Annotated in this window: 16 protein-coding genes; 9 read left to right on the top strand and 7 right to left on the bottom strand. The window is 61.8% G+C overall.

The window, feature by feature from the left end; all coding sequences use genetic code 11:
* Positions 1–114: 114 nt before the first annotated feature.
* The 4 genes from K7R21_RS06890 to K7R21_RS06875 form a co-directional block, all read right to left on the bottom strand.
* Positions 115–1,794: a diguanylate cyclase gene (locus tag K7R21_RS06890; protein ID WP_224982531.1), complete on the bottom strand. Its 1,680-nt coding sequence runs from the start codon at positions 1,792–1,794 to the stop codon at positions 115–117.
* Positions 1,795–1,911: 117 nt separating this feature from the next.
* Positions 1,912–6,036, bottom strand: coding sequence for a DEAD/DEAH box helicase (locus K7R21_RS06885; protein ID WP_224982530.1), 4,125 nt, complete (start codon positions 6,034–6,036; stop codon positions 1,912–1,914).
* Positions 6,037–6,215: 179 nt separating this feature from the next.
* Entirely contained in the window at positions 6,216–7,097 is an 882-nt protein-coding gene (locus K7R21_RS06880; protein WP_224982529.1) for a carbon-nitrogen hydrolase, read from the bottom strand.
* Positions 7,098–7,119: 22 nt separating this feature from the next.
* Positions 7,120–8,148, bottom strand: coding sequence for an agmatine deiminase family protein (locus K7R21_RS06875; protein WP_224982528.1), 1,029 nt, complete (start codon positions 8,146–8,148; stop codon positions 7,120–7,122).
* 173 nt (positions 8,149–8,321) lie between these two features.
* On the opposite strand from K7R21_RS06875, the gene nudC reads away from it, so the two are divergent.
* Positions 8,322–9,173, top strand: a complete 852-nt coding sequence (gene nudC, locus K7R21_RS06870) for an NAD(+) diphosphatase (protein ID WP_224982527.1) — start codon at positions 8,322–8,324, stop codon at positions 9,171–9,173.
* A gap of 540 nt (positions 9,174–9,713) precedes the next feature.
* Entirely contained in the window at positions 9,714–13,145 is a 3,432-nt protein-coding gene (locus K7R21_RS06865; RefSeq protein WP_224982526.1) for a DEAD/DEAH box helicase, read from the top strand.
* Positions 13,146–13,207: 62 nt separating this feature from the next.
* Here the strand turns inward: K7R21_RS06865 and K7R21_RS06860 are convergent, their stop codons facing one another.
* The 3 genes from K7R21_RS06860 to sfsA form a co-directional block, all read right to left on the bottom strand.
* Positions 13,208–13,651: an ATP-binding protein gene (locus K7R21_RS06860; RefSeq protein WP_224982525.1), complete on the bottom strand. Its 444-nt coding sequence runs from the start codon at positions 13,649–13,651 to the stop codon at positions 13,208–13,210.
* An 89-nt stretch (positions 13,652–13,740) separates the two neighbouring features.
* A complete protein-coding gene (locus tag K7R21_RS06855) occupies positions 13,741–14,196 on the bottom strand; it encodes a hypothetical protein (protein WP_224982524.1) in 456 nt (151 codons plus the stop codon).
* 56 nt (positions 14,197–14,252) lie between these two features.
* Positions 14,253–14,948 (bottom strand): DNA/RNA nuclease SfsA, encoded by a 696-nt coding sequence (gene sfsA, locus K7R21_RS06850; protein WP_224982523.1) that lies wholly within the window; start codon positions 14,946–14,948, stop codon positions 14,253–14,255.
* Positions 14,949–15,154: 206 nt separating this feature from the next.
* On the opposite strand from sfsA, the gene K7R21_RS06845 reads away from it, so the two are divergent.
* The 7 genes from K7R21_RS06845 (at position 15,155) to rodA (ending at position 21,534) form a co-directional block, all read left to right on the top strand.
* Positions 15,155–15,529 (top strand): hypothetical protein, encoded by a 375-nt coding sequence (locus K7R21_RS06845; protein ID WP_224982522.1) that lies wholly within the window; start codon positions 15,155–15,157, stop codon positions 15,527–15,529.
* Between the two features lie 112 nt (positions 15,530–15,641).
* Positions 15,642–16,547, top strand: a complete 906-nt coding sequence (rfbA, locus tag K7R21_RS06840; protein WP_224982521.1) for a glucose-1-phosphate thymidylyltransferase RfbA — start codon at positions 15,642–15,644, stop codon at positions 16,545–16,547.
* Entirely contained in the window at positions 16,544–17,032 is a 489-nt protein-coding gene (locus K7R21_RS06835) for a dTDP-4-dehydrorhamnose 3,5-epimerase family protein (protein ID WP_224982520.1), read from the top strand. Before rfbA ends, K7R21_RS06835 begins: the two co-directional genes overlap by 4 nt.
* A gap of 95 nt (positions 17,033–17,127) precedes the next feature.
* Positions 17,128–17,952: a rod shape-determining protein MreC gene (gene mreC, locus K7R21_RS06830; protein WP_224982519.1), complete on the top strand. Its 825-nt coding sequence runs from the start codon at positions 17,128–17,130 to the stop codon at positions 17,950–17,952.
* 24 nt (positions 17,953–17,976) lie between these two features.
* On the top strand, positions 17,977–18,459 hold the full coding sequence (mreD, locus tag K7R21_RS06825; protein ID WP_224982518.1) for a rod shape-determining protein MreD: 483 nt from the start codon (positions 17,977–17,979) through the stop codon (positions 18,457–18,459).
* Complete coding sequence (mrdA, locus tag K7R21_RS06820) at positions 18,456–20,444, top strand: penicillin-binding protein 2 (protein ID WP_224982517.1); 1,989 nt, start codon at positions 18,456–18,458, stop codon at positions 20,442–20,444. The genes mreD and mrdA overlap by 4 nt, the downstream gene beginning before the upstream one ends.
* Positions 20,434–21,534: a rod shape-determining protein RodA gene (gene rodA, locus K7R21_RS06815; RefSeq protein ID WP_224982516.1), complete on the top strand. Its 1,101-nt coding sequence runs from the start codon at positions 20,434–20,436 to the stop codon at positions 21,532–21,534. The genes mrdA and rodA overlap by 11 nt, the downstream gene beginning before the upstream one ends.
* Positions 21,535–21,542 lie beyond the last annotated feature (8 nt).

The raw sequence follows: 21,542 nt of genomic DNA, 5'->3' as shown, positions 1-21,542 counted from the left end.
CCTCCTTGTTAACGACTTTTTCTGAGCTCCAGTGGGCCAGTCCGGTTGCTTGTAGCAGGGGATTCAATAAGTAATGCCGCTAGCGTAACACCGTCGGCAGAAGGGTTAGGTTCCCTACTCACCGTCGGCATTTCTCGCCGGGGAGGTGCAACTTCCTATGACCCGGTCGCGCCCTTTTTCCTTCGCCTCGTACAGCGCCTCGTCGGCGGCGGCCAGCAACTGCTGTATAGTGTCGCCGTCGGACGGGAACACTGAGATCCCGGCGGAGATGGTGATGTGCCCCAGGTGCTGTCTTCCCATGAACAGTTGCAGCCCTTTTACCGCTGCCCTGAAACGGTTGCAGATCTCCAGGGCCATTTCACAGTCCGCGTCCGGGAGTATCAGGGTGAACTCTTCGCCTCCGAAACGGCAGGCGATGTCGCTGTCGCGGACGTTCTTCTGCAGCAAATGGCCAACTTCCTTCAGGACGTGGTCGCCTGCCTCGTGACCGAAAGTGTCATTGAAATTCTTGAAATGATCCACGTCGATCATGACCACGCTGAGCGGCTGCTTGGTCCTGGTGGCGCGGCTGATCTCCCGCAACAACGACTCTTCCATGTGGCGCCGGTTCAATAGGCCGGTCAACGGGTCGCGAATGGAAAGTTCGCGCAGTTGTTCGCGCAACTGCAGGCTGCGAATGGCGAGGGCGACCTGTTCCGCGAATGCCGTCGCTTTCAGCCGCTTTTTGTCGATTTGTTCTGGTTCTGCCTTCGGCGGAAAGCTAAGGGAGAGGATCCCCAGCGTCTCATGGTGTGCCGCCAGCGGGATGCACAGATGGGCCGAATGAATCGCCTCCTCGACGTGCTGGCATTGCACATCGGAAACCGCGGCGCTCAGATGTGACTGCCCGAGCCTCATAGCCCAGCATTGATCAGGAGTGAACGGCCTTCGGTCTGCGGCACCCCAGATCGCGACGTCGGTCATCAGCGTTCTTGACGGATTGATCAGGTAAATCCCTCCCGAGCCCTTGGGGAAAAACTTTTCCCCGTAGCAGGAAAGAATGCCGCGTGCCTCGTCGAAATTGGAGCAGGATTGCAGCAACTGGGTCATGCTGCTTAGGTCGGAGATGTCCCTGTTGGCGGCCTGCAGGTCATCGGCGGCGATGAGGTGGCTGCGCGACTCGTGGCGGGCGATGTAGTAGCTGAGGCTTAACAGGATGATGGCGATAGAGATTCCCGAGAGAAAGACGATGGTGAGGATGAGGAGGGTGGTGTGCTCCTTGTTGCGCCGTTCGCCCAGCAGCGATTTTTCCTGGTTCTTGATCTCGTCGATCCCGCTGCGTACCGAGGTCATCAAGGAAGTGCCTTCTTCGGTCAGTTGCGCCTGTTGCGGTCCCCTGAACCCGCTTCTGTCATATTGTGAGATGGAGAGCCGGAAAATTGTGAGCTTCCTGGTTATCTCCTCACCCAGCCTGGCCAGCCGCTGCTGCTGGTTCCGGTTGTCATTGGTGAGTTCTTTCACTTCCTTCAAGTTTTCCAGCGCCTGCTGGGCGTAAAATTCACAGCGCGATTTCTGCTGCACGTTGCCGGTCAGGATGTACCCGCGCCTGCTGCTTTCCGCCTGCAAGAGCGAGTTGCTCAACGTATCGACAGACATGATCACTTCATAGGTATGATCAGTGAGTTTGTTCGACTGTGACAGCTCGGCGCGGATGTAGTACGACAGGAACAGCATCACGGTCAGCAGCAGCAACGCTGCCGAGAACGTAAGGTCGATGGTCCTGATCCTGTTATGCGCCTGGTTGAAGTAACTCAAGGTAGTTGCCTCGTATCAGTAGTGAGGAACACTTTGATTATATGCGATGGCAGGAGAATGGGAAGACGTGGATGCGTGTTGGATGGTGAGTGGCCGTTGTCAGCGGCGAGCGCCGAGCTAGGGCCCGATGCGCAACAGTGCCAGGAGTTCCTCTACGCTCACCTTCCCAGACAGGTCGCTTTCGTCGAGCAGGCTGTCGGCGAGGCCGCGCTTTTGCTGGTGCAGACCGACGATCTTTTCCTCGATGCTCCCCTTGGCTACCAGGCGGTAGATGGTGACCGGGCGCTGCTGACCGATGCGGTGGGCGCGGTCGGAGGCCTGGTCCTCGACTGCGGGGTTCCACCACGGATCCATGTGGATGACGTAATCGGCGGCGGTCAGGTTGAGTCCCACGCCGCCCGCCTTGAGGCTGATCAGGAACAGGTCGCCCGAGCCGGCCTGGAAGGCGTCGACGCGCACTTTGCGTTCCGGCGCCGGGGTGCTGCCGTCCAGGTACTGGTAGGGGATACTGGTGCGATCGAGGTAGTTGCGGAGGACCTCGAGGTGCCCCACGAACTGGCTGAAAACCAGTGCCTTGTGACGGTTCTCCCTCAATTCCTCGACGATCTCCGCGAATGAGGCCAGCTTGGCACTGGGAATGGCGCTGTCGGGGAGCACCAGGCGCGGGTTGCAGCAGGCGCGGCGCAACTTCATGATTTCCGCAAGGATCTTCATGTGCATTTCGGCCTTACCCTCTACCTTGTCGACGCCGGCCAGGTTGTCCAGTGCGCTCTTCCTGATCGCCTCGTAGAGGGCGGCTTCCTCCATCCCCAGTTCTACCGGTATGGTGATCTCGGTCCTGGGCGGGAGTTCCTCGAGCACCTGGTTCTTGGTACGGCGCAGGATGAAGGGGTGGATCAGACGCTTGAGGCGCTGGCGCGCCTTCTTGTCCTCGCTCTTTTCGATGGGAGAGGCGTACCTGACGTTGAACTGTTTCAGGGAACCGAGCAGCCCCGGGTTGATGAAGCGGAACACGTTCCACAGTTCGCCCAAGTGGTTTTCTATGGGGGTTCCCGTGGCCACCATCTTGAATTTCCCCCGCAGCTTCATGGCGGCCTGACTCCGCTTGGTCGCCATGTTCTTGATGGCCTGTGCCTCGTCGAGGACGATGGCCTGCCACGAGACCGCCTCCAGCAGTTCCGCGTCCTGCTGCAGCAGTCCGTAGCTGCAGATGACCAGGTCGAACGGCTTTAGCCCATGCAGCAGTTCTGACCGCTTGGGCCCGCCATAGACGATGCTGTTCAGGGTGGGTGCAAAGCGGGCAGTCTCACTCTCCCAGTTGAGGCAGACCGAGGTGGGGGCGACCACCAGGGACGGGCCGTGCGGGGCCATGCTGAGAACCTGGGCCAGGGCTTGGACGGTCTTGCCCAAGCCCATGTCGTCGGCCAGGCAGGCGCCTACGCCCCAGTAGGCGAGTCGGTTCAGCCAGTTGAAACCCTCCACCTGGTAGCCGCGCAAGTCGGCCTGCAAGGTGCCCGGCAACTGGGGCCGGAACGAGTCCGCCTCGCGCAGCCTTTGCACCTGGTCGCGCCAGTAGCGGTCGGCCTGGAATTCTCCAGCCTCGGCGGCGAAATCCTCGAAGAGGGTAGAGGCAAGAGGATGGAAGCGGAAGGCGGAACCGCTGGGGTCGGCGCAGGCGGCCAGGTCGTCGAGGTAGCGCCGCAGTTGCGAGGAGAGGGCGATGAATTCGCCGTCACCCAGTTCGACGAAGCGCCCCTGCGCGTTGCGCGCGAGATCCACCAGTTGGCGCAGGTCGAGCACCAGTTCCTCGTTAATCTTGACCTCACCCGCCAGTTCGAAATAGTCCTTCGCCTGCCTCACGGAAAGCTTGCACTGTCCGGGAGTAACCATCTGTTTTATCTTGAAGCGCGCCCCCTGCGGCCAAGAGACCCGGGCCGATTCCCCCAGCGACTGCAGCTGCATCAAAAGCTCCAGCGCGCCCTCCGTTCCGGGCACCAGCCACTCACCGTCGTTTTCCTCGCTCTCTGCGAGCGCGGTGAGCTGGAAGACGGCGGCCGCGGCGCGTTCCTCTTCAAGCTTCAGGTCCCGCCTGCACTGCAGCCGTTTCCCCTCTACTTCGGCGAGCACGGTCTCTCCACCCGTGCCCGGCCGGAAATAGGGACCGGCATCGGAGAAGGGACGCACCAAAAGCTGCAAGCGCAGTCCGGCCTGGTAGGGGAGCAGGTGAACGTGCGGCGTGGCGTCGCCGGGGACCTGTGCGATGGAATCGACGCCGATGTCGGAGTGCACCGTGAGGACCGATGCCAGTGAATTTATCGCCGCCAGGGCCTGGTCCTTGGCCCGGGCGGGAAGCTTGAGGCCCGCGCCGATGATGGCGGCGATCTTCTTGTACTCGCTCTTGGCCTGGTAGACCTTGATCCGGGTCGGGGTCTCCTTCTGTAGGTAGAGCTTGTGGTCCTGCTGGAATGGGGGAAAGAACTGCATGTGCAGGAACTCCCCCTCGGTGGTGAGTTGCAGTTCGGGCTCGCCGTGAACCAGTTCGAGCCGGACCGATGCGGCGGCGTCGAGATAGACCTGCGGGTGGCCGATCATGAGCGGCACCGCCTGGTCCTGGTCCAGCACGTAGCTGTCGCGGTTATAGTAGCCGGCGCCACGCTCCTTTTTGATGCAGCCACAGAGGAGCCGGTCCTGCGCGCTCAGGTAGTCGAGGCTCTCTACCTCTTCCACCAGCCGTTTAAGCGAGACGTTGCGTCCGGCGCTCCATTTGCCGTTAGGCGCCTGCTTCTGTTCCCGTGGCGTGATCTGGAAAAAGCCGCGCAATTCCTCGAAATGCCAGATCAGGCGAGACTGGGGCCCGTCCGAGTCCACCGCCTCGTCGTTATTCAGGCGCAGCAGCGCGGAGATGGCGCTTTGCCACGATTCGACCGGAGCGAGGGCGCGGTACAAGGGAATCGGCACCTTGTCAGGGGCGGGTTCGGCAGCATCCGCAGTGGCGGTCTGTTCGATTTCGCGGGCGATCCAGCTATGCCCCGAATCCTTTAACCGCTGTACCAGGGTAGCGAGCTTGCGCGCCTCTGCCGCGCGCTGATCACTGGCGCACCAGTACAAGGCCATCAACCGGAATAGGGCGTGGAGCGGGCTTTGCGGTGAGCGCTGCAGCGACGCCTCCTGGAACTCCTTGCTGCTGCGCCCTCCCTGCCGCTCTGCGATCACCCCCTGCAGGACGTGGTACACCTCCTGGTCCAGCCACTCCCTCTTTGCCGTGATGAAGCTGCAAAGTTCAGCCGCTTCCTCGAGCTGTTTAGAGTCCCGCGCGGCGAGGAGGGCCAGGATGAAAAAGGGACCGGTGCCGTTATCGAGGTACACCTTTCTCTTGCCGGTCTCTTTGCGCAGAGCTGCCAGCGCGGCACGGAACAACTCCACGGAGCGGTCGTAGAGTCCGCGCTGCAGCGCACAGCAGGCGAGCACGGAGATCTGTGTCGAGCTGCAGCGCTCGGCAGCGGCAGCTTCGGCGGCGGCGGCGCGATCCCGCGATAAAAGTTCAAGGCAGAAGACGTCGAGCAAAAACGGTGGAGAGTCGGGGCGTGCGGTCAATTCGGCGAGCACGCGGAACGGTGCATCGGCAGCGGTAAGGGATTCCCGCGCGAAGGAGAGGTGCGCCACCAGGGCCGCCCCTTGCAGAATGATGGGCAGGGAGCGGAACCACGCCTCGTCGAAGGGGTGGAAGCAGACCGCGTCCAGGGGATGGCAGCGCTGGGCCTCGTAAGGGAACTGGCGCAGGTAGCGTTCAGCCGCCTCCAGGGCTGCGCGGGCGTCCCTGCGGTAGATGGCGATGCGCACGTCGCGCATGGCGTGGGTTGACAGCCGGTAGAAGTTGCTCCCCCAGTTGGAGACCATGGGGATTTCGGCGATGATGGTGCGGACCATGGCCTCGAACCTTCCCTCGGCAATGGCCTGCAGCGTTGCGGCGTGCGCGATTTCGGGGCAGCAGGAGATGCCTTCGCCGGTGTGGCGGATCAGGTTCTGGTTCTTCAGGTCCTCAAGCAGTGCGCCAAGGACCATCCCGGTGTAGCTTTGCCCCGGAGGCGCGGGAATCCCTGTTTTCTTGACGATGTTGAGCAGTACGTGCTTGGAAACAGGAGCGTGGATGACTGAGAGAAGCTGGACAAGGGCGGACTGTTCAGGCGTGCAGTGGGCCAGGAGGTCATGCGGTTGGGGGTGTGGCGATGTGGTTTGAGTCACCTGTTGACCTCTGCTTGCCGATTGGAGCTACACCCCTTCTCGCAGTGTTCCCATCCACTCTCCCCTGGGGAGAGGGTGCCCGGACGGCGGGTGAGGGGGGTGGCGGAAGGCACCATCTCGCCTATTGCAGCGCCCTCACCCCCGCCCCTCTCCCGGAGGGCGAGGGGGGAGAAACTCTGCTAATCGCGGTAGCGCTTGACGAGATCGCCGTAGGCGTCGATGCGGCGGTCGCGCAGGAAGGGCCAGATGCGGCGCACGTCTTCGCTGCGGCGCATATCGAGATCGACCACCAGCAGTTCTTCTTCCTCACCGGCGCGAACCAGGAATTCGCCTTGCGGGCCGGCGGCAAAGCTGGACCCCCAGAACTTGATGCCGGCACCGGCATCACTCGGATCGGCTTCGAAACCGACCCGGTTCACGCTGACGACCGGAATGCCGTTGGCAACGGCATGGGCGCGCTGCACGGTGGCCCAGGCGTCGAGCTGGCGTTGCTGTTCGGCAGCCTCGTCGCGCGGGTCCCAGCCGATGGCGGTTGGGTAGATAAGGAGATCGGCACCGGCAAGCGCCATCAGGCGCGCCGCTTCTGGGTACCACTGGTCCCAGCAGACCAGCACGCCCAGCTTTCCGACCGAGGTCTGGATCGGTTCAAAGCCGAGGTCGCCCGGGGTGAAGTAGAACTTTTCGTAGAAGGCCGGGTCGTCCGGGATATGCATCTTGCGGTACTTGCCCGCGATCGAGCCATCCTTCTCCAGCACCACCGCGGTGTTGTGGTACAGCCCCGGCGCGCGGCGCTCAAAAAGGGAAGTCACGATGACTACGCCGAGTTCCCGGGCGAGCGCACCGAAATGATCGGTGGAGGGACCGGGGATGGTCTCGGCAAGGTCGAAGCAGGTGGTGTCCTCGGTTTGGCAGAAGTAGCTGCCGGTGTGCAGTTCCTGGAGCAGGACGAGTTGCGCTCCCTGGGCGGCGGCTTCACGGATCTTGGCCGTGGTGGCGGCCACCATTTCTTCTCGCCCGGGTTTCAGGGCCTGCTGCACAAGAGCTACTTTAAGTTTGTTCATGTTCTTCTCCATCATGTCATTTCTACCTGAGCGTCCCCTTGGGCAACTGCATGGTCACGCAATGCAGCGAGCCGTGCTGCAGGATGAGCGGGAGGCAGTCGATGCCGATGATCTCGTAGGCCGGAAACGCCTGGCCAAGGGCGACCAGCGCGGCGGCGTCGTTCTTGTCCTGGTAGGTCGGCACCAGCACCGCCCCGTTGATCACCAGGAAGTTGGCGTAGGTCGCGGGAAGCCTCTGTCCTTCCTCGTCGTACACGGCGCTCGGCCAGGGGAGGGGGATGGCGCGGTACGGCCGGCCGCTGCGAGTGCGGAAGGCAAAGATTTCCTCCTCCATCGCCTTGAGCGCCGGGTAGTGCTCGTCCTCCGGATCGTCGCAGCACACGTAGGCGATGGTGTCGTCCGGGCAGATGCGCGCCAGGGTGTCGACGTGGGAGTCGGTGTCGTCGCCAGCCAAGTAGCCGTTGGACAGCCATAGGAAGCGGTCGCTGCCGAACAGACCGTGTAACTCCTCTTCCAGTTCCTCGCGGGTCAGGTGCGGGTTGCGGTTGTCGTTCATGAGGCATTCCTCGGTAGTGAGGATGGTGCCGTTGCCGTCGCTCTCGATGCTGCCGCCTTCGAGGATTAGGCCCACAGTCTCGAGGGGCGCGTTCCAGACGCCTTGTGCCTGCAGCGTCTTGTTGATGCGGTTATCCAGATCGGACGGGAACTTGAGCCCCCAGCCGTTGAAGCCAAAGTTCAGCAGCCGCGGGGCCCCGTCCTCCAGCACCGTGATCGGGCCGAAATCGCGAGCCCAGGTGTCGTTGGTCTCTACGGGGAGGACGCGCACCTGCTCCAGGTCGGCCCCCGCTGTTTTCAACTCCTCGCGGACTTGCTCGGGATCGTCGGCGGCAACAACGACTTTTTCAAACTGGCTGATGGCGCTCACGATGGCTGCGAACACGGGCCGGACTTGGTCCAGGTAGGGGAGCCAGTCGCTCTTTTCATGCGGCCATGCCATGAGCACGCCGTCCTGCAGTTCCCACTCCGCGGGTAATCTTCTGGTCTGAGTCACTTTATCTCCTGCTTCGGCCGGTTTGCGGCCGGTATTGGCGAACGAAAAAAGTAACATAGCGCGCACAGCCAATCAAGTTAAATGGTTTGAAAGAAAAGGGGGATTGCTTCCGCGGCCGGTTCCTGTATGATGCACGCCAGCACGGCAACCACCCCGCTACAGGAGCAAAAAGCATGGCATATCCCGAGACTGTCAACCTTCCATTCAACGGAGAGATCATCAGGACCAGGTTCACCCAGTTGAAACCGGATGCGGCCAGTAGCGATGGCCCCGGTTACTGGGTTTTGTTGCAGGGGGACACGCTCCTGCTGCGTGACGGCGACCTCCACCACGGCGAACTGCCGGAGCCGCTGGCCGATGCCGGGCAGGCGCTGCGTTTCGGCGAGTGGGACGGCGCGCCGGCGCGGCTGTATAGCCTTGCCAAGGGCGATGAGCTGCCGCCGGGACTGCAGGCCGTTCCCTGGACCGAGCTTCCGGACCAACTGGCCACCCTGTATGGCGTTGCCCGGCAGATCCTCTACTGGGAGAAGTTGAGCCGTCACTGCTCGCGTTGCGGCAGCGGCGACATGGCCCGCATCTCACCCACCTGGGGCAAGCGCTGCGGTGGTTGCGGCCACGAACACTACCCGCACATCCACCCCTGCGTCATCGTGCTGATCAGGCGGGGGGATGAATTCCTGCTGGCCCGTAAGCCGGAGTGGGCGGCCGGGCGTTACAGCCTGGTGGCCGGCTTCGTGGACTTCGGCGAATCGCTGGAGGAGTGCGTGGTGCGCGAAGTGTTCGAGGAGACCGGGCTGAAGGTTACCGATATCCGCTACGTAGGGAGCCAGAACTGGCCTTTCCCGAGCCAGCTCATGGCCGGCTTCGTGGCGACGTACGAGTCGGGCGAGATCGCGGTCGAGGCGGATGAACTCGAGGACGCCCAGTGGTTCACCACGGAGCGCATGCCGCCGGCGCTTCCGCCCAAGCGCAGCATCGCCCGCTATATCATTGACAACTTCGCCCTGAAAAATACGCTTGGGTGAAAAAAACAATTAAAGTCCTGGGATGTGTCGCCGATAGGGTTAAGTAACACCCCGGAACACACTCCTGGGTCTCCTTTTTAGGGGGGCGGATTCGAGACCGCCCCCCATTTTTTTTGCCTATCATAAAATTCCCCCCTTGGAAGTTTGTGAAACCAGCAGAAGATGTTGGAAGTTATCTCGGCTAGATCCTCCAGGCCCCCCATTTGCCCAGCTTAGAATAAGTCGCCCTGTCCCTCCCTTCGCAAAGGGGGGACGCTAGGCCACCTGTACTGTGAGTGGTCAACGCTCACTCCCTCGGACTGCTGCAACAACCCTTGGAGGGGGGGGCGTTGGTGCAGTTGCAGCGCTTCGTGGTCTCTAATCTGTTTATTCTCCGTCCTTCTTTGGCTTGTAGCTCGCCACGCTTTCCCTAGTACTTCCTCGTTCTACGGTCCGCTCCAGGGTTTTAATCTGTTGCAGCGCATGGTGCTGTTGTGTTTGGCGTCTCTTTCTGCTAACTTGAACGGTCCGTTATCGCTTACCCATCCGGGAGAAGACGACTTGATTGACATCACGGCCATACCCTTGCTGCGGCACCTGTTTCAGATGCCTGCGGCGGGCATTTACGCACTTGCGGACAAGGTGCACCTCTTTAACGGCTTCGAGCTGTGCAAGAGGTTGCCTATCCGCGGGCTGAGCTGGCACAAGGACGGTAGCGTCCTCGAGGTCGAGCTGCGCGATGCCGAGGTGTCTTGTCGGGTCACCCTTTCCCTGGTCCAGGGGGAATTCTCCAGCGCCTGCGATTGCGGCACTTGGAGCCCTCACGGCCGCTGCCCGCACTTGGTCGCCGCGCTGGCCACCCTTAAAAAGGCCCTGGCACCCGCGTCTTTTCCCATGCTGCAACTTCCCAATGACTACCTGCAGGGTATCAGGGCCACCTTGTCCGCCGCACCGGTACAACCCGGCCCCGGCGACGAGGGTGCGCCGGTAACCGAGGGCGGATACGCGCTGGTGCTGGACCGGGAGCAGGGGGCGTTGCGCATGCGCCTCATGTTGGACCAGGTTCCTGTTGCTCTTTATGATGCTGCGTTGCCCGCTTCGATCCGTGAGTTCCTGAGGCTGTTGCATTCCTCGGCGCTGCGCGGGCGTGCCGTTGAGGAGTTCCTGTCCCGTTTCCGCGGCAGGTTCCCCATTCTCTACTTCGCCGCGGACGGGCCCCAGCAACTTTACTTCGATCCCTCGCTGCAACGCACGGTTTTGCTACACCTCGACCTGCACCAGGAAGAGATTGCCGCCCAGCTCTCTCTCGAGGACGGCGCTCCCATCGAGGGAGAAAACGCTTTTATCCACCAGGGATACTATTTCGATCTCAGGCGCGGGGTGATCCACAAGGTAGACGATACCGCTTCCGCACTTTACGCGAGCCTTGCCCAACGGCTGGCCCAGGTGGAGCGGGTTGAGCTGAACCGATCCGGGCAAAACGCTCCGGAGGACGCCCAAACGGAGCAGACCGGGTCCCAGTACGACGGCGTGCTCCGCTTTCCCGCGGCGAGCTTCAACGCGGTCCATTTTGACCTCGGCGGCAGCGAGGATGAGGTGGCGCGCCGGGTGGTCTTTTCCCGATCCGGCACTCCGGTAACTCCTTTACCGCTCGAGCCGCGCTACAGGCTGAACATCCTCGAATTGGCGGAAAACTCCACCCTCATCGCGGAAGGTGTTGCCGAAGTGATCACCTTCTCCCTTTCTCCCCCGGCTTTCCGGTTTTTTAACGCCGCCGGGCGCGCCGTGTTCCCCCAGCCGCTCAAGGCAAAAAAACGCGTTGCCGCCATAATTAAGGCCTGTTTCTCCGCCTTGGGTGCCGGTAGTCTTGGCGAACGTGACCGGGTGGTGCGCCAGGCGCTGGAAGGGGCGGAGTTCTACAAGCGGGGCGTCCGGGCCGATGCCCGCGCCGTCATCACCGAGTTCTGCCAACTGGCGCAACAACCAACGACCCTGCTGCAGCTTTCCGAGCAGGGGGATTGGCTTGCTGTGTCCGTCGCGGTCGAGCGCCAGGGGCGGCTCCTCGAACTGCTGGCCGAGTATTTCACCTTTGATATTTTCTGGCAGTCGGAAGGGGTAGGGCGCTTCGCCGTGGACCGCAAGACGCTTATGCGCCAACTGTCCGAGCTTAAGAGTGCCCTGGCCGGCGAAGGCTTTGCGCTCGCGCTGGCCGGAGAGGACCTGCAGACCGCATCTTGGACCTTCACCCTGGATGCCACCCGTTCCAGCATCGACTGGTTCGAACTGCGCCCGGAGATCCGTGCCGACGGCGACCTGGTCGACGAGGCCGAACTGCTCGATGCGTTGCAGGGGGGGGGAGTCTTCCGCAGGGGGGAATCGCTGTTCGTGCTCGACCCGCTGACCTGCAGCACGCTGGCGCTGTTCGCGCCGCACGCCAAGCGCGAGGTGGTGCGGGTGCCGCGCCTGCAGATTCTGGACTGGATCACGCTGCGCAGAAACGGGGTTCGTGTGCTCCTTTCACCCGAGGACGAGCGCATCTTTGAGAGCTTGACCCGCTTCGAGAGCATACCCCGGCGCTCGCCCCCGGTCGAGCTCAAGGCTACCCTGCGTAACTACCAGCTCGAGGGGTACAACTGGCTCGCCTTCCTCTACGAGCACCGCTTCGGTGCCTGCCTCGCCGACGACATGGGCCTTGGCAAGACCATCCAGGCCATTGCGCTCCTGGCCGGGTTGAAAGAAGGCGGCATCGAGTCCCAACTCCCGCCCGAGGTGCCGCACTTGGTGGTGGTCCCGCCAACGCTGATCTTCAATTGGGAAAGCGAGCTGGCCCGCTTCTATCCTGGTCTCAAGGTGGGCGTCTATCGGGGACAGGGGCGCCGTGCCGACTTCTCTGGCGTTGACCTGGTCCTGACCAGCTATGGCGTCATCCAGCGCGACATCGACATCCTGAGCGAGATCCCGTTCCACGTCATCGTCTTCGACGAGGCGCAGGCCGTGAAAAACATCCACGCCGAGACCACCGGAGCGGTGCGCAAACTCAAGGGGAGGTTCAAGGTCACCCTGACCGGCACTCCTGTCGAAAATCACCTTGGCGAATACTTCTCCGTTATGGACCTGGCCCTCCCCGGCCTTCTTGGGCCTTACGAGCAGTTTCGCAAACAGATGGGGCGCGAGGGGACGGAGTTCCTGGATACACTGATCCGGCGCACCCATCCCTTCATTCTCAGGCGCTCCAAGGACATGATAGCCGCGGAACTTCCGCCTAAGGTGGAAATGGACATCTACCTGGAGATGAGCCCGCGACAGAAAGCTCTTTATGCCCGCACCGTGACGGAAGTTAGGGAGACGGTGGCTCGCGCTTACAGCTCCAACTCCGCTGGCCAGGCACGCATTATTGCCCTTACCGCCATACTGAAGCTGCGCCAGATATGTCTTTGCTCACGACTGATCCTCCCTGACGCGGCCGACCGTTCACCCAAGGTCGACTTCCTGGTCGAGCAGTTGCACGAGCTCTTTGCCGAAGGGCACAGTGTGCTCGTGTTCTCGCAGTTCACCTCCTTCTTGGATATCGTGCAGCAGGGGCTCAGCCAGCGCGGCATCGTGTCATCGCGGCTGGACGGCACCACCCCTGTCTCCAAGAGAAAGGAACTGGTGCAGAACTTCCAGAACGCGACCGAGCCCGGCGTCTTCCTGCTGAGCCTGAAAGCCGGGGGGAGGGGGCTCAACCTGACCCGCGCCTCTTACGTCTTCCACCTCGATCCGTGGTGGAACCCTGCGGTGGAGAGCCAGGCGTCTGACCGCGCCCACCGGATCGGGCAGAAACGGCAGGTGACCATCACGAGGCTGTTGATGCGGCACTCGATCGAGGAAAAGATGATGGAGCTGAAGAAGCGCAAGCTCAAGCTCTACCGCGCGCTCCTCGAGGACTCGGAAAACGAGGGGGCGGTGGCCATAGGCCGCGAGGATTTCGAGTTCTTGTTAGGGCAGGGGTGAGGCGCGGGACTTGGGGCTTGGGGCTTGGCGGGACTGTGCGACTGTGCGACTGTGCTGGCGGGCTAGGCTTGGGGCTGAGTGAAGTAGCGGCAGAAGTAGAGGGTGTTCCTGCCGCTTTTGGAACTGTAGCTGACTTCGTCCATCAAGGTCTCTATGATGAAGAGCCCCATACCGTTCTCGGGGATCGAGCCGATCACTTCAGGGTCGAATTCCAGGCTCCTCGGGGCGAACTCTTCGATGGCTTTACCTTCGTCGGAAACCTCGAAGGAGATGCGGTCGTGATGCAGGGTAATGGCGGTGTCGACGCGATAACCTTCCTGCCGCTTGTAGGCGTGGGTGATGGCGTTGTTGAGAGCTTCCACGACGCATACTTCCATCTCGCCGTACGCTTCCAGCTTGAGGGGTGAGCAGGCGCAGACGCCGCGCACCGCATGACCCACCAGGGCTACGTCGCACAGTCTGCTCTCGATACTGATATAGAGGGTCTTGCTCGGTCTATTGATCACGCTGTCCCGCTTTCGGCCGTTGCCCAGTTTGCTGCCGCCGTTTCGATTTCGCTCTGCGGCCCTGCCAGCCGCGCGGTCGGGTTTCTCTTTTAGTCCTGCTTGTGCGCCTCCGGCCCAGCTGAAGCGACCCAGCACTGTGCCACGGAAAGCTGTTTCAGAAACTCGGCGGCAAAGAGGAATTCCCCCTCTTGCGCCGGGACGTTGATGCTCTCCTCGCCGCGATGGATGGAGAAGGCGTACCCCTGCTTGCCGTTACGCTGGTAGCTCTCCAGGTTAAGCTTGGTCACGGTCTCTCCCTCCGCCGACTCGTAGCGGTGGGTGAAGGTTGCCTTGCCTCCCGAGGCCTGCAGCGCCGTGATCTTCCTGGCAACCTCGAATGCCTCGCACGGTTCCGCCACGAAGCGGATGTGGGGCTGGCCGGTGGCGAGCCCGAAGAACCGGAAGGCGACGCGACCTTCCTCAGGCTTGCCGTTTTGCTTCTTCTCGCTGGGAGTTATTTCGACGCCGGTCTGCTTGGCGAAGATGGTGAGTTTGGGCGTTCTCATTGGTCCCCCGGGACAGCGCCTATAACTTTAGCGTCCTTCCCAAGGATGTCAATGACCTACAGCAGCACGGGCACCGAATGGCTCAGGTGCACCTCGCTTTCGGTGACCCTGGCCTGGTAGGCGAGCAGTTCCACCCCCGCCTGCGCCGCCTCCCGCAGCAGCGCGCCGTAAGCCGGGTCGATGGCGTCGGCCGGGGAGAGGGCGTCGCCGTCGCCACGCTGCACCACGAACAGGTTCACGGCACGATGCCCCTGGCGCACCATCTCCATGAGCTCGCGCAGATGCTTCTGCCCCCGCGTGCTGACCGCGTCGGGAAAGAGAGCACAACGCTCCCGCACCAGGGTGACGTTCTTGGTCTCCACGTAGCACAGGCCGCGTTCGCCAGAGAGAAGCAGGTCGATCCTGCTCCCGGTGCCGTAGGGGACCTCGAGCTTGATGTTGGCGTAGCCCGAAAGCTCCGCGATGGTGCCGTTCAGGATCGCCTCGCGGGCAAGGAGGTTGGGGAGCATCGTGTTGATACCGACCCACACGCCGTCGGCGTGCACCAGTTCCCAACTGTGCGGATACTTGCGCGTCGGGTTGCCGCTCACCGAGAGGAGGACGCGGTTGCCCGGGAGGGCGCACCCCATCATGCTGCCGGTATTGGGGGTGTGCGCGGTGACCACGGTGCCGTCGTCCAGTTCCACGTCGGCGAGAAAACGTTGGTAGCGGCGGATTAGCGTCCCCTGGTAGAGTGGTTGTGGTAGTTTCATGCTGAGTCCTTTCCGGTTTGGCTGCTGCGCCTGGGTGTCTCGCCAGGCGCAGACTTTACCCGTAACGGGGGGCAGCTGTCCAGTTAGAATTGGTTGCGGCTCCGCGCCGGTCGGGTCCAGAAAAGTATTGATCTGGTTAGCCATTCTGCTAAACTCAGGTGCTGGATTAACCGCGGCGGTATACCGCGCGGCAGGGAGGATGACCGATGGCGAAGGGGGCACAACAAAACCGCGATCACCTGGCGGCTGTGCAGCTGTTGGGCAAGACCATCAGCAAGAGAGCGGGCTTTCGCTGCGAATGGTGCGAAGGGGACCAGGAGTTGCGGCTTTGGGAGTACCAGCCGGACCAGGAGCCGACCGAGGAGAACCTTGCGCTGCTGTGCCAGTCCTGCCGGGAGTTGATCGGGGTGAAGAACCCTGATCCCCGACGGCTGCGTTCGCTCAGGAACGCGCTCTGGAGCCAGATTCCGGCCATTGCCGAAGGTGCGGCCGTCGTCCTGGCCCGTTGCAAGGAAACCTGGGTGCGCGAGGCCATTGAGGAGAGCTTCATTGACCAGGCGATAAAGGACCGCCTGCTGTAGCTCCCGCGGCAGTGGGGGGCGCCATATCGGGATTATCTGTTTGACGCAGGGTACGGCGGTGTGGTAGTAAAAACCTTTTGTTATTGTGATTTTCTGCTGTGGAAAGGGTGATATGACGCAAGGAATTAAGAAAGGGATCCTGTTGGCCGGCGGTGCCGGGAGCAGGCTCTACCCGCTGACCATGGTGGCCAGCAAACAGTTGCAGCCGGTGTACGACAAACCGATGATCTATTACCCGCTGGCTACCCTGATGATGGCGGGTATCTCGGACATACTGATCATCTCTACTCCGCAGGACACTCCCCGCTTTCAGGCGCTCTTGGGAGACGGTTCGCGCTGGGGCATCCGCCTGAGCTATGCGGTGCAGCCCGAGCCCAAAGGGATCGCGCAGGCCTTTCTTATCGGCGAAAAGTTCATCAACGGGGACCCTGTCTGCCTGATCCTGGGCGACAACATCTTCTACGGGAAGATGGAACTGGACCGGTTGGTCGCGGAGTTCAAGAGCGGCGCCAAGATCTTTGGATACTACGTGCAGGACCCGGAGCGCTACGGCGTGGTCGATTTCGACAAGGATGGCCGGGTGCTCGATATCGTGGAGAAACCGACGGCCCCGAAGTCCAACTATGCCGTCCCTGGTCTCTACCTTTACGATTCGCACGTGGTCGAGATCGCCAGAGCGCTCCAGCCTTCGCCGCGCGGGGAACTCGAGATTACTGATGTCAACAAGGTCTACCTGGGCCGCGGTGAACTAATGGTCGAGCGTCTCGGGCGCGGTATTGCCTGGCTCGACACTGGTACGCATCAAAGCCTCCTTGAGGCCTCCCACTTCATCGGGACGCTGGAGGCCCGGCAGGGACTGAAGATCGCCTGCCTTGAGGAGATCGCCCTGCGCATGGGTTATCTCGATTGCAAGGCGATGGCCAAGGTCATAGATGAAACCCCGAAATCGTCGTACCGCGACTATCTGCAGCGGGTTTACAGCGAGACGGAACTTTGCGGCGGAGGTACAGTTCAATGAGCGCGGTACAGCAATTCACCAAGGGGCGCATCCACGACGTAACGTGCAGGCCGCTCAAGAAATTCCTGGACGAGAGGGGATGGCTCTCTGAACTGTTCCGTTCTGACGAAGTGGAGCCGGAGATCATGCCGGTCATGTCCTACATCTCTATGACCCAGCCGGGCGTGGCCCGCGGACCGCACGAGCATGTCGAGCAGACCGACTACTTCTGCTTCCTGGGCCCGTCCAATTTCAAGGTCTACCTCTGGGACACCCGGGCCGGGTCCCCGACCTTCGGCGTGAAGCAGGTGCTGTACGCCGGGGTAGACGCCCCGACCGTGGTGGTGGTGCCCCCAGGTGTGGTGCATGCCTACCGCAACGTCGGTACCGACAACGGCATCGTCTTCAACGCGCCTAACCGCCTCTTCGCTGGGCAGGGCAAGAGCGAGCCGGTGGACGAGATACGCCACGAGGAACTGGTGGATTCGCCTTACCAGTTGGACTGAGACGGTTCGCTGCACTCCGTAACAAAATTTTGTGATTCTGGATCGTCATTTTTTCTTTAGGGGGCATTGTGCCCCCTAACCATTTTTTGAGGCCGATGAAAAACCTTCTGATCCGCTACCGGCGTTTCCTGTTGACCGCTCTGCTGTTTCTGGCGGCCTTTCTGACCTACGCCCTGAACCTCAGGAACAAGGAGCACGCTAATCCCGTCGAACGCACCGTGATGGGAATTACCGCTCCGGTGGCTGGTTCCGCGGCCAGCGCGACCGGCTTTTTCAGCGACATATGGAACAACTACATCGACCTGATCGATGTGCGCCGTGAGAACATCGAACTCAGAAAGAGCGTGAAACGCCTGAACGCGCGCATCATCGCCGACAACGAGGCGGTTGCTGCCAACATGCGGCTCAAGCAGCTCCTGGACCTCAAGGAGAGCATCGCCGTGCCGTCCCTGGCGGTGTCGGTGATCGGCGAGGACAGCTCGGCCTGGTTCAAAACCCTGGTAGTCGATCGCGGCAGCGCCGACGGGCTACAGGAAGGGATGCCGGTGGTATCCATCGGCGGGGTAGTCGGCCGCCTGGTCAAGGTGGCGCCGCACTCGTCCCGGGTGCTCCTGCTCACCGACCACGCCAGCGCCATCGCCGCAATCGTTCAGCGCTCCCGCGCTCGCGGCGTGGTCCGCGGTGCCGGTGGCGGGCGCTGCTCCCTGGAATTCACCGTCAAGGACGAAGACGTCAAGGTCGGCGATACCGTGATCAGCTCCGGCATCGGCGGCGTCTTCCCCAAGGGGCTCCCCATCGGGGAGGTCACCATGGTGAAAAAGGGTGAGTACGGTGTGTTCCAGACCATCGAGGTGCGCCCGCTGGTCAACATCGGCACGCTGGAAGAGGCGCTGGTACTGGTCAAGCAGCGCGATGAGTAGATTCCTTCAACACGGGTTAGCCCAGTGATTGCCTATCTCAAAATAGCCGCCATCGTCATAGCCGCCCTGCTGTTGCAGATGACGCTGCTCCCCAGGTACCTGCAGGACCCTTTTCAGCCCAACCTGCTCATCATCCTGGTGGTGTACCTGGGGCTCAAACTGCCGCACCGCTTTGCCGGCGTTGCCGTCTTCGCCCTGGGGCTGTTGCAGGACAGCTTCAGCGGTATCTACCTTGGCCTGCATGCCTTCTCCTATCTCTGCATCTATACCCTTTTGTCTGAGCTTGCCGATCGACTCTACACCGACAACCGCGCCTTATTCGTGTTGGTTGTCTTTATCGCTACTATCATGAGTGCCCTCTTGAACCTTGTACTGCTTCTGGTCTTCTCGGTCGGTAACGGCCTGTACGCCTCGCTGTTGCCTGCGCTCGTTCCGCAGGCCCTGATCAACGCGTTGATCGCCTCCCTTTTTTCCGGGGTAAGGCTCCCGGTCGAGGAGGCGAGATGAAGCCCCTGAACAATATCCTTCCCGACGACGATGGTGGCGGCCGCCGCATCATCGGCCTCTCCCTGGGCGCCTGCGCCGTCTTTTTTCTGCTGCTGGCCAGACTTTGGTACCTGCAGGTGATCAGCGCCGAGGACCTGATCGACCAGTCCGAGAACAACCGGCTCCGCTTCGTCCCGGTGGCTGCCCCGCGCGGAGCCATACTGGACCGCAACGGCAAGGTGCTGGTTTCCAACACCCCCTCGTTCTCGGTTGCGGTCATCCCGCAGGACGTCAAAAACAAGGAACAGCTGATCGACAACCTGGCGCACTACCTCAACCTGGACCGCACTGAGATCGAGACCAAGTGGAACAAGGGGCAGGGGAGGGCCAAGTACTACCCCCTGGTGGTCGCCTCCGGCATCACTCGCGACCAGATGGAATTTCTCGAGGAAAATCGGCTCGCCCTTTCCGGGGTCAACATCGAGATGAAGCCGATCCGGGCCTACACCAACGGCACACTCGCTTCTCACCTTTTGGGATACCTCGGCGAGGTGTCCGAGGACGAACTGAACTCGGAGCGCTACCGCGACTACAACGCCGGCGATTACATTGGCAAGAGCGGCGTCGAGAGGTCCTGGGAATCCTTCCTGCATGGCACCGACGGTGGCCGTCAGATCGAGGTGGATGCACGCGGCCGCTTCCTGCGCACGGTTGCGGAGACTGGCTCAACCGTCGGCAACACGGTCATGCTTACCATCGACCTGGAGATGCAGAAAGCCGCTGAACAGGCCCTGGGCGACCAGGCCGGCGCCGCCGTGGCCATGGATGTTAATACCGGCGAAATCCTCGCCTTCGTTTCCAGCCCCGACTTCGACCCGGCCCATTTCACCGGTCGTATGCCCCCCGATGTCTGGAAGAAGTATCTGGAGGATGAGCGTCACCCCCTGGAGAACAAGGCGCTCAAGGGGATGTATCCCCCCGGCTCCACCTTCAAGATCATCACCGCCATTGCCGGGTTGGAGGAGGGGCTCATTGACGAGCACACTACCATCCATTGCACCGGCTCCTACAAGTTCGGTAACGCCACCTTCCGCTGCTGGGACCACAAGGGGCACGGCGAAGTGAACCTAAAGAAGTCGCTCCGGGAATCGTGCGACGTCTACTACTATAAGCTGGCCGAGCGCCTGGGCGTGGACCGGATCGCCAAGTACGCCAAACTGTTCGGGCTGGGAGCACCACTGGGCATCGGCCTGGAGAACGAGAAGGGGGGGGTGATCCCCACTCAGGAGTGGAAGCTCAAGCGCTTCGGCAAGAAGTGGTATTCCGGCGAGACCCTCCCCGTAGGCATCGGTCAGGGGTACGTACTCACCACCCCGGTGCAGCTTGCTTCCATGATCGCCACCGTGGCCAACGAGGGTACCATCTTACGGCCGCACCTGGTCAAGCGCGTGGTTGACTCCGACGGCAAGGTGCTGCAGGACTTCGCACCGCAGGTGCTGGGCAAGACCGGACTGAAACCGGCGACCTATCGCTTCGTCAAGGAAGGGTTGCTGGCCGTTGTCAACGAGGCGCACGGCACTGGCGGCAGTGCGCGGCTGTGGGAGGTGAAGGTGGCTGGCAAAACCGGTTCATCCCAGGTGGTCAAGCTGCGCGACAGCAAAGGGGGGGTGCCGTACCGCTTCCGCGATCACGCGCTCTTTGTCTCCTTCGCCCCCTTTGAGAAGCCCGAGATCGCGGTGGCCGTCATCGTCGAACACGGCGAGCACGGCGGTTCGGCAGCGGCACCGGTGGCCGGTAAAATCCTGCGCGCTTACTTCGAGGGTAAGGGGGTCATCAAGAAGCCCGTTCCCAAGGCAGTACCCAAGGATGAAGAAGGGGGCGAAGGGGTGGCCGAACCCGATGACGCCGCGCCGGCAACGACGAAACCCGCCCCGGCAACGACCAAACCCGCCCCGGCCGCAGTCAACGCCGCGGGTAGCGATAAACGAGGCAGAGATGTTCGATAGACGGCTATTCACCAACTTCGACTGGACCCTGTTAGGGGTGGTACTGCTCATCACCGCCTTCGGTGTCATCAACATATACAGCGCCTCGTCCTCGTACCGGGACATCGGCACGCCCTATTACCTGAAGCAACTCTACTGGATCGTGGCGGGGCTTGGCCTGTGCCTCACGGTCTGCAGCCTCGACTACCATATGCTAGAGGATTTCGCCTACTGGCTTTACGGCGGGGTGCTGGTGCTGCTCCTACTGGTGCTGGTTGCCGGCAAGACCACCATGGGCGCTACGCGCTGGATCAGCTTGGGGTTCTTCAACATGCAGCCCTCCGAGCCGATGAAGATCGTCATCATCATGACCTTCGCCCGCTTCTTCAGCCGCTATCCGGTCTTCAAGGGGCTTACCCTCAAGGAACTAGTGCAGCCGCTGTTGCTCTTGGGGATACCCGCCGTGCTGATCATGAAGCAGCCTGACCTTGGCACCGCCATCCTGGTTTCCCTCATCGCCGGCACCATGCTCCTCTTCGTCGGGGTGCGCTGGTCGGCCTTAGGAACCATCTTCGCCGCAGCGGTCCCCACCGTGGTGATCGCCTGGCAGTTCCTGCTCCACGACTACCAGAAAAAGCGCATCTACAACTTCCTGAACCCCGACCTCGACCCGCTGGGGAGCGGCTATCACATCATCCAGAGCAAGATCGCGGTCGGTTCCGGCGCCACCTTCGGCAAGGGGTTCATGCAGGGGACCCAGTCCCAGTTGCGCTTTCTTCCCGAACAGCACACCGACTTTGCCTTCTCCGTTTTTGCCGAAGAATGGGGCTTTCTTGGCTGCCTGCTCATACTTGCCCTCTACCTGTTCCTGATCCTGTGGGGACTGGGGATCGCCAAGAAATGCAACGACCGCTTCGGCTCGCTGCTTGCCGTCGGGGTTACCGCCATGCTCTTCTGGCACATTGCCATCAACATGGGGATGGTTATCGGCCTGATGCCGGTGGTCGGAGTGCCGCTTCCTTTCTTTTCCTACGGGGGGACCTCCATGGTTACCTCGATGGTAGGGGTCGGCATCCTGCTCAACATCAGCATGCGGCGCTTCATGTTTTAACTACCGCC

It is taken from the genome of Geomonas agri, from assembly GCF_020179605.1.
Classification (GTDB): domain Bacteria; phylum Desulfobacterota; class Desulfuromonadia; order Geobacterales; family Geobacteraceae; genus Geomonas; species Geomonas agri.
Note: the sequence above shows the minus strand (reverse complement) of the source record. Positions and strands in the feature narration are given on the sequence as shown.

Bases quoted from the DNA above. Each gene is read 5' to 3' on its own strand.
- sfsA (WP_224982523.1), bottom strand. From the start codon at position 14,948: ATGAAACTACCACAACCACTCTACCAGGGGACGCTAATCCGCCGCTAC.
- mreC (WP_224982519.1), top strand. From the start codon at position 17,128: ATGAAAAACCTTCTGATCCGCTACCGGCGTTTCCTGTTGACCGCTCTG.
- mrdA (WP_224982517.1), top strand. From the start codon at position 18,456: ATGAAGCCCCTGAACAATATCCTTCCCGACGACGATGGTGGCGGCCGC.
- rfbA (WP_224982521.1), top strand. From the start codon at position 15,642: ATGACGCAAGGAATTAAGAAAGGGATCCTGTTGGCCGGCGGTGCCGGG.
- nudC (WP_224982527.1), top strand. From the start codon at position 8,322: ATGGCATATCCCGAGACTGTCAACCTTCCATTCAACGGAGAGATCATC.
- K7R21_RS06845 (WP_224982522.1), top strand. From the start codon at position 15,155: ATGGCGAAGGGGGCACAACAAAACCGCGATCACCTGGCGGCTGTGCAG.
- K7R21_RS06855 (WP_224982524.1), bottom strand. From the start codon at position 14,196: ATGAGAACGCCCAAACTCACCATCTTCGCCAAGCAGACCGGCGTCGAA.
- K7R21_RS06880 (WP_224982529.1), bottom strand. From the start codon at position 7,097: ATGAACAAACTTAAAGTAGCTCTTGTGCAGCAGGCCCTGAAACCCGGG.
- K7R21_RS06835 (WP_224982520.1), top strand. From the start codon at position 16,544: ATGAGCGCGGTACAGCAATTCACCAAGGGGCGCATCCACGACGTAACG.
- rodA (WP_224982516.1), top strand. From the start codon at position 20,434: ATGTTCGATAGACGGCTATTCACCAACTTCGACTGGACCCTGTTAGGG.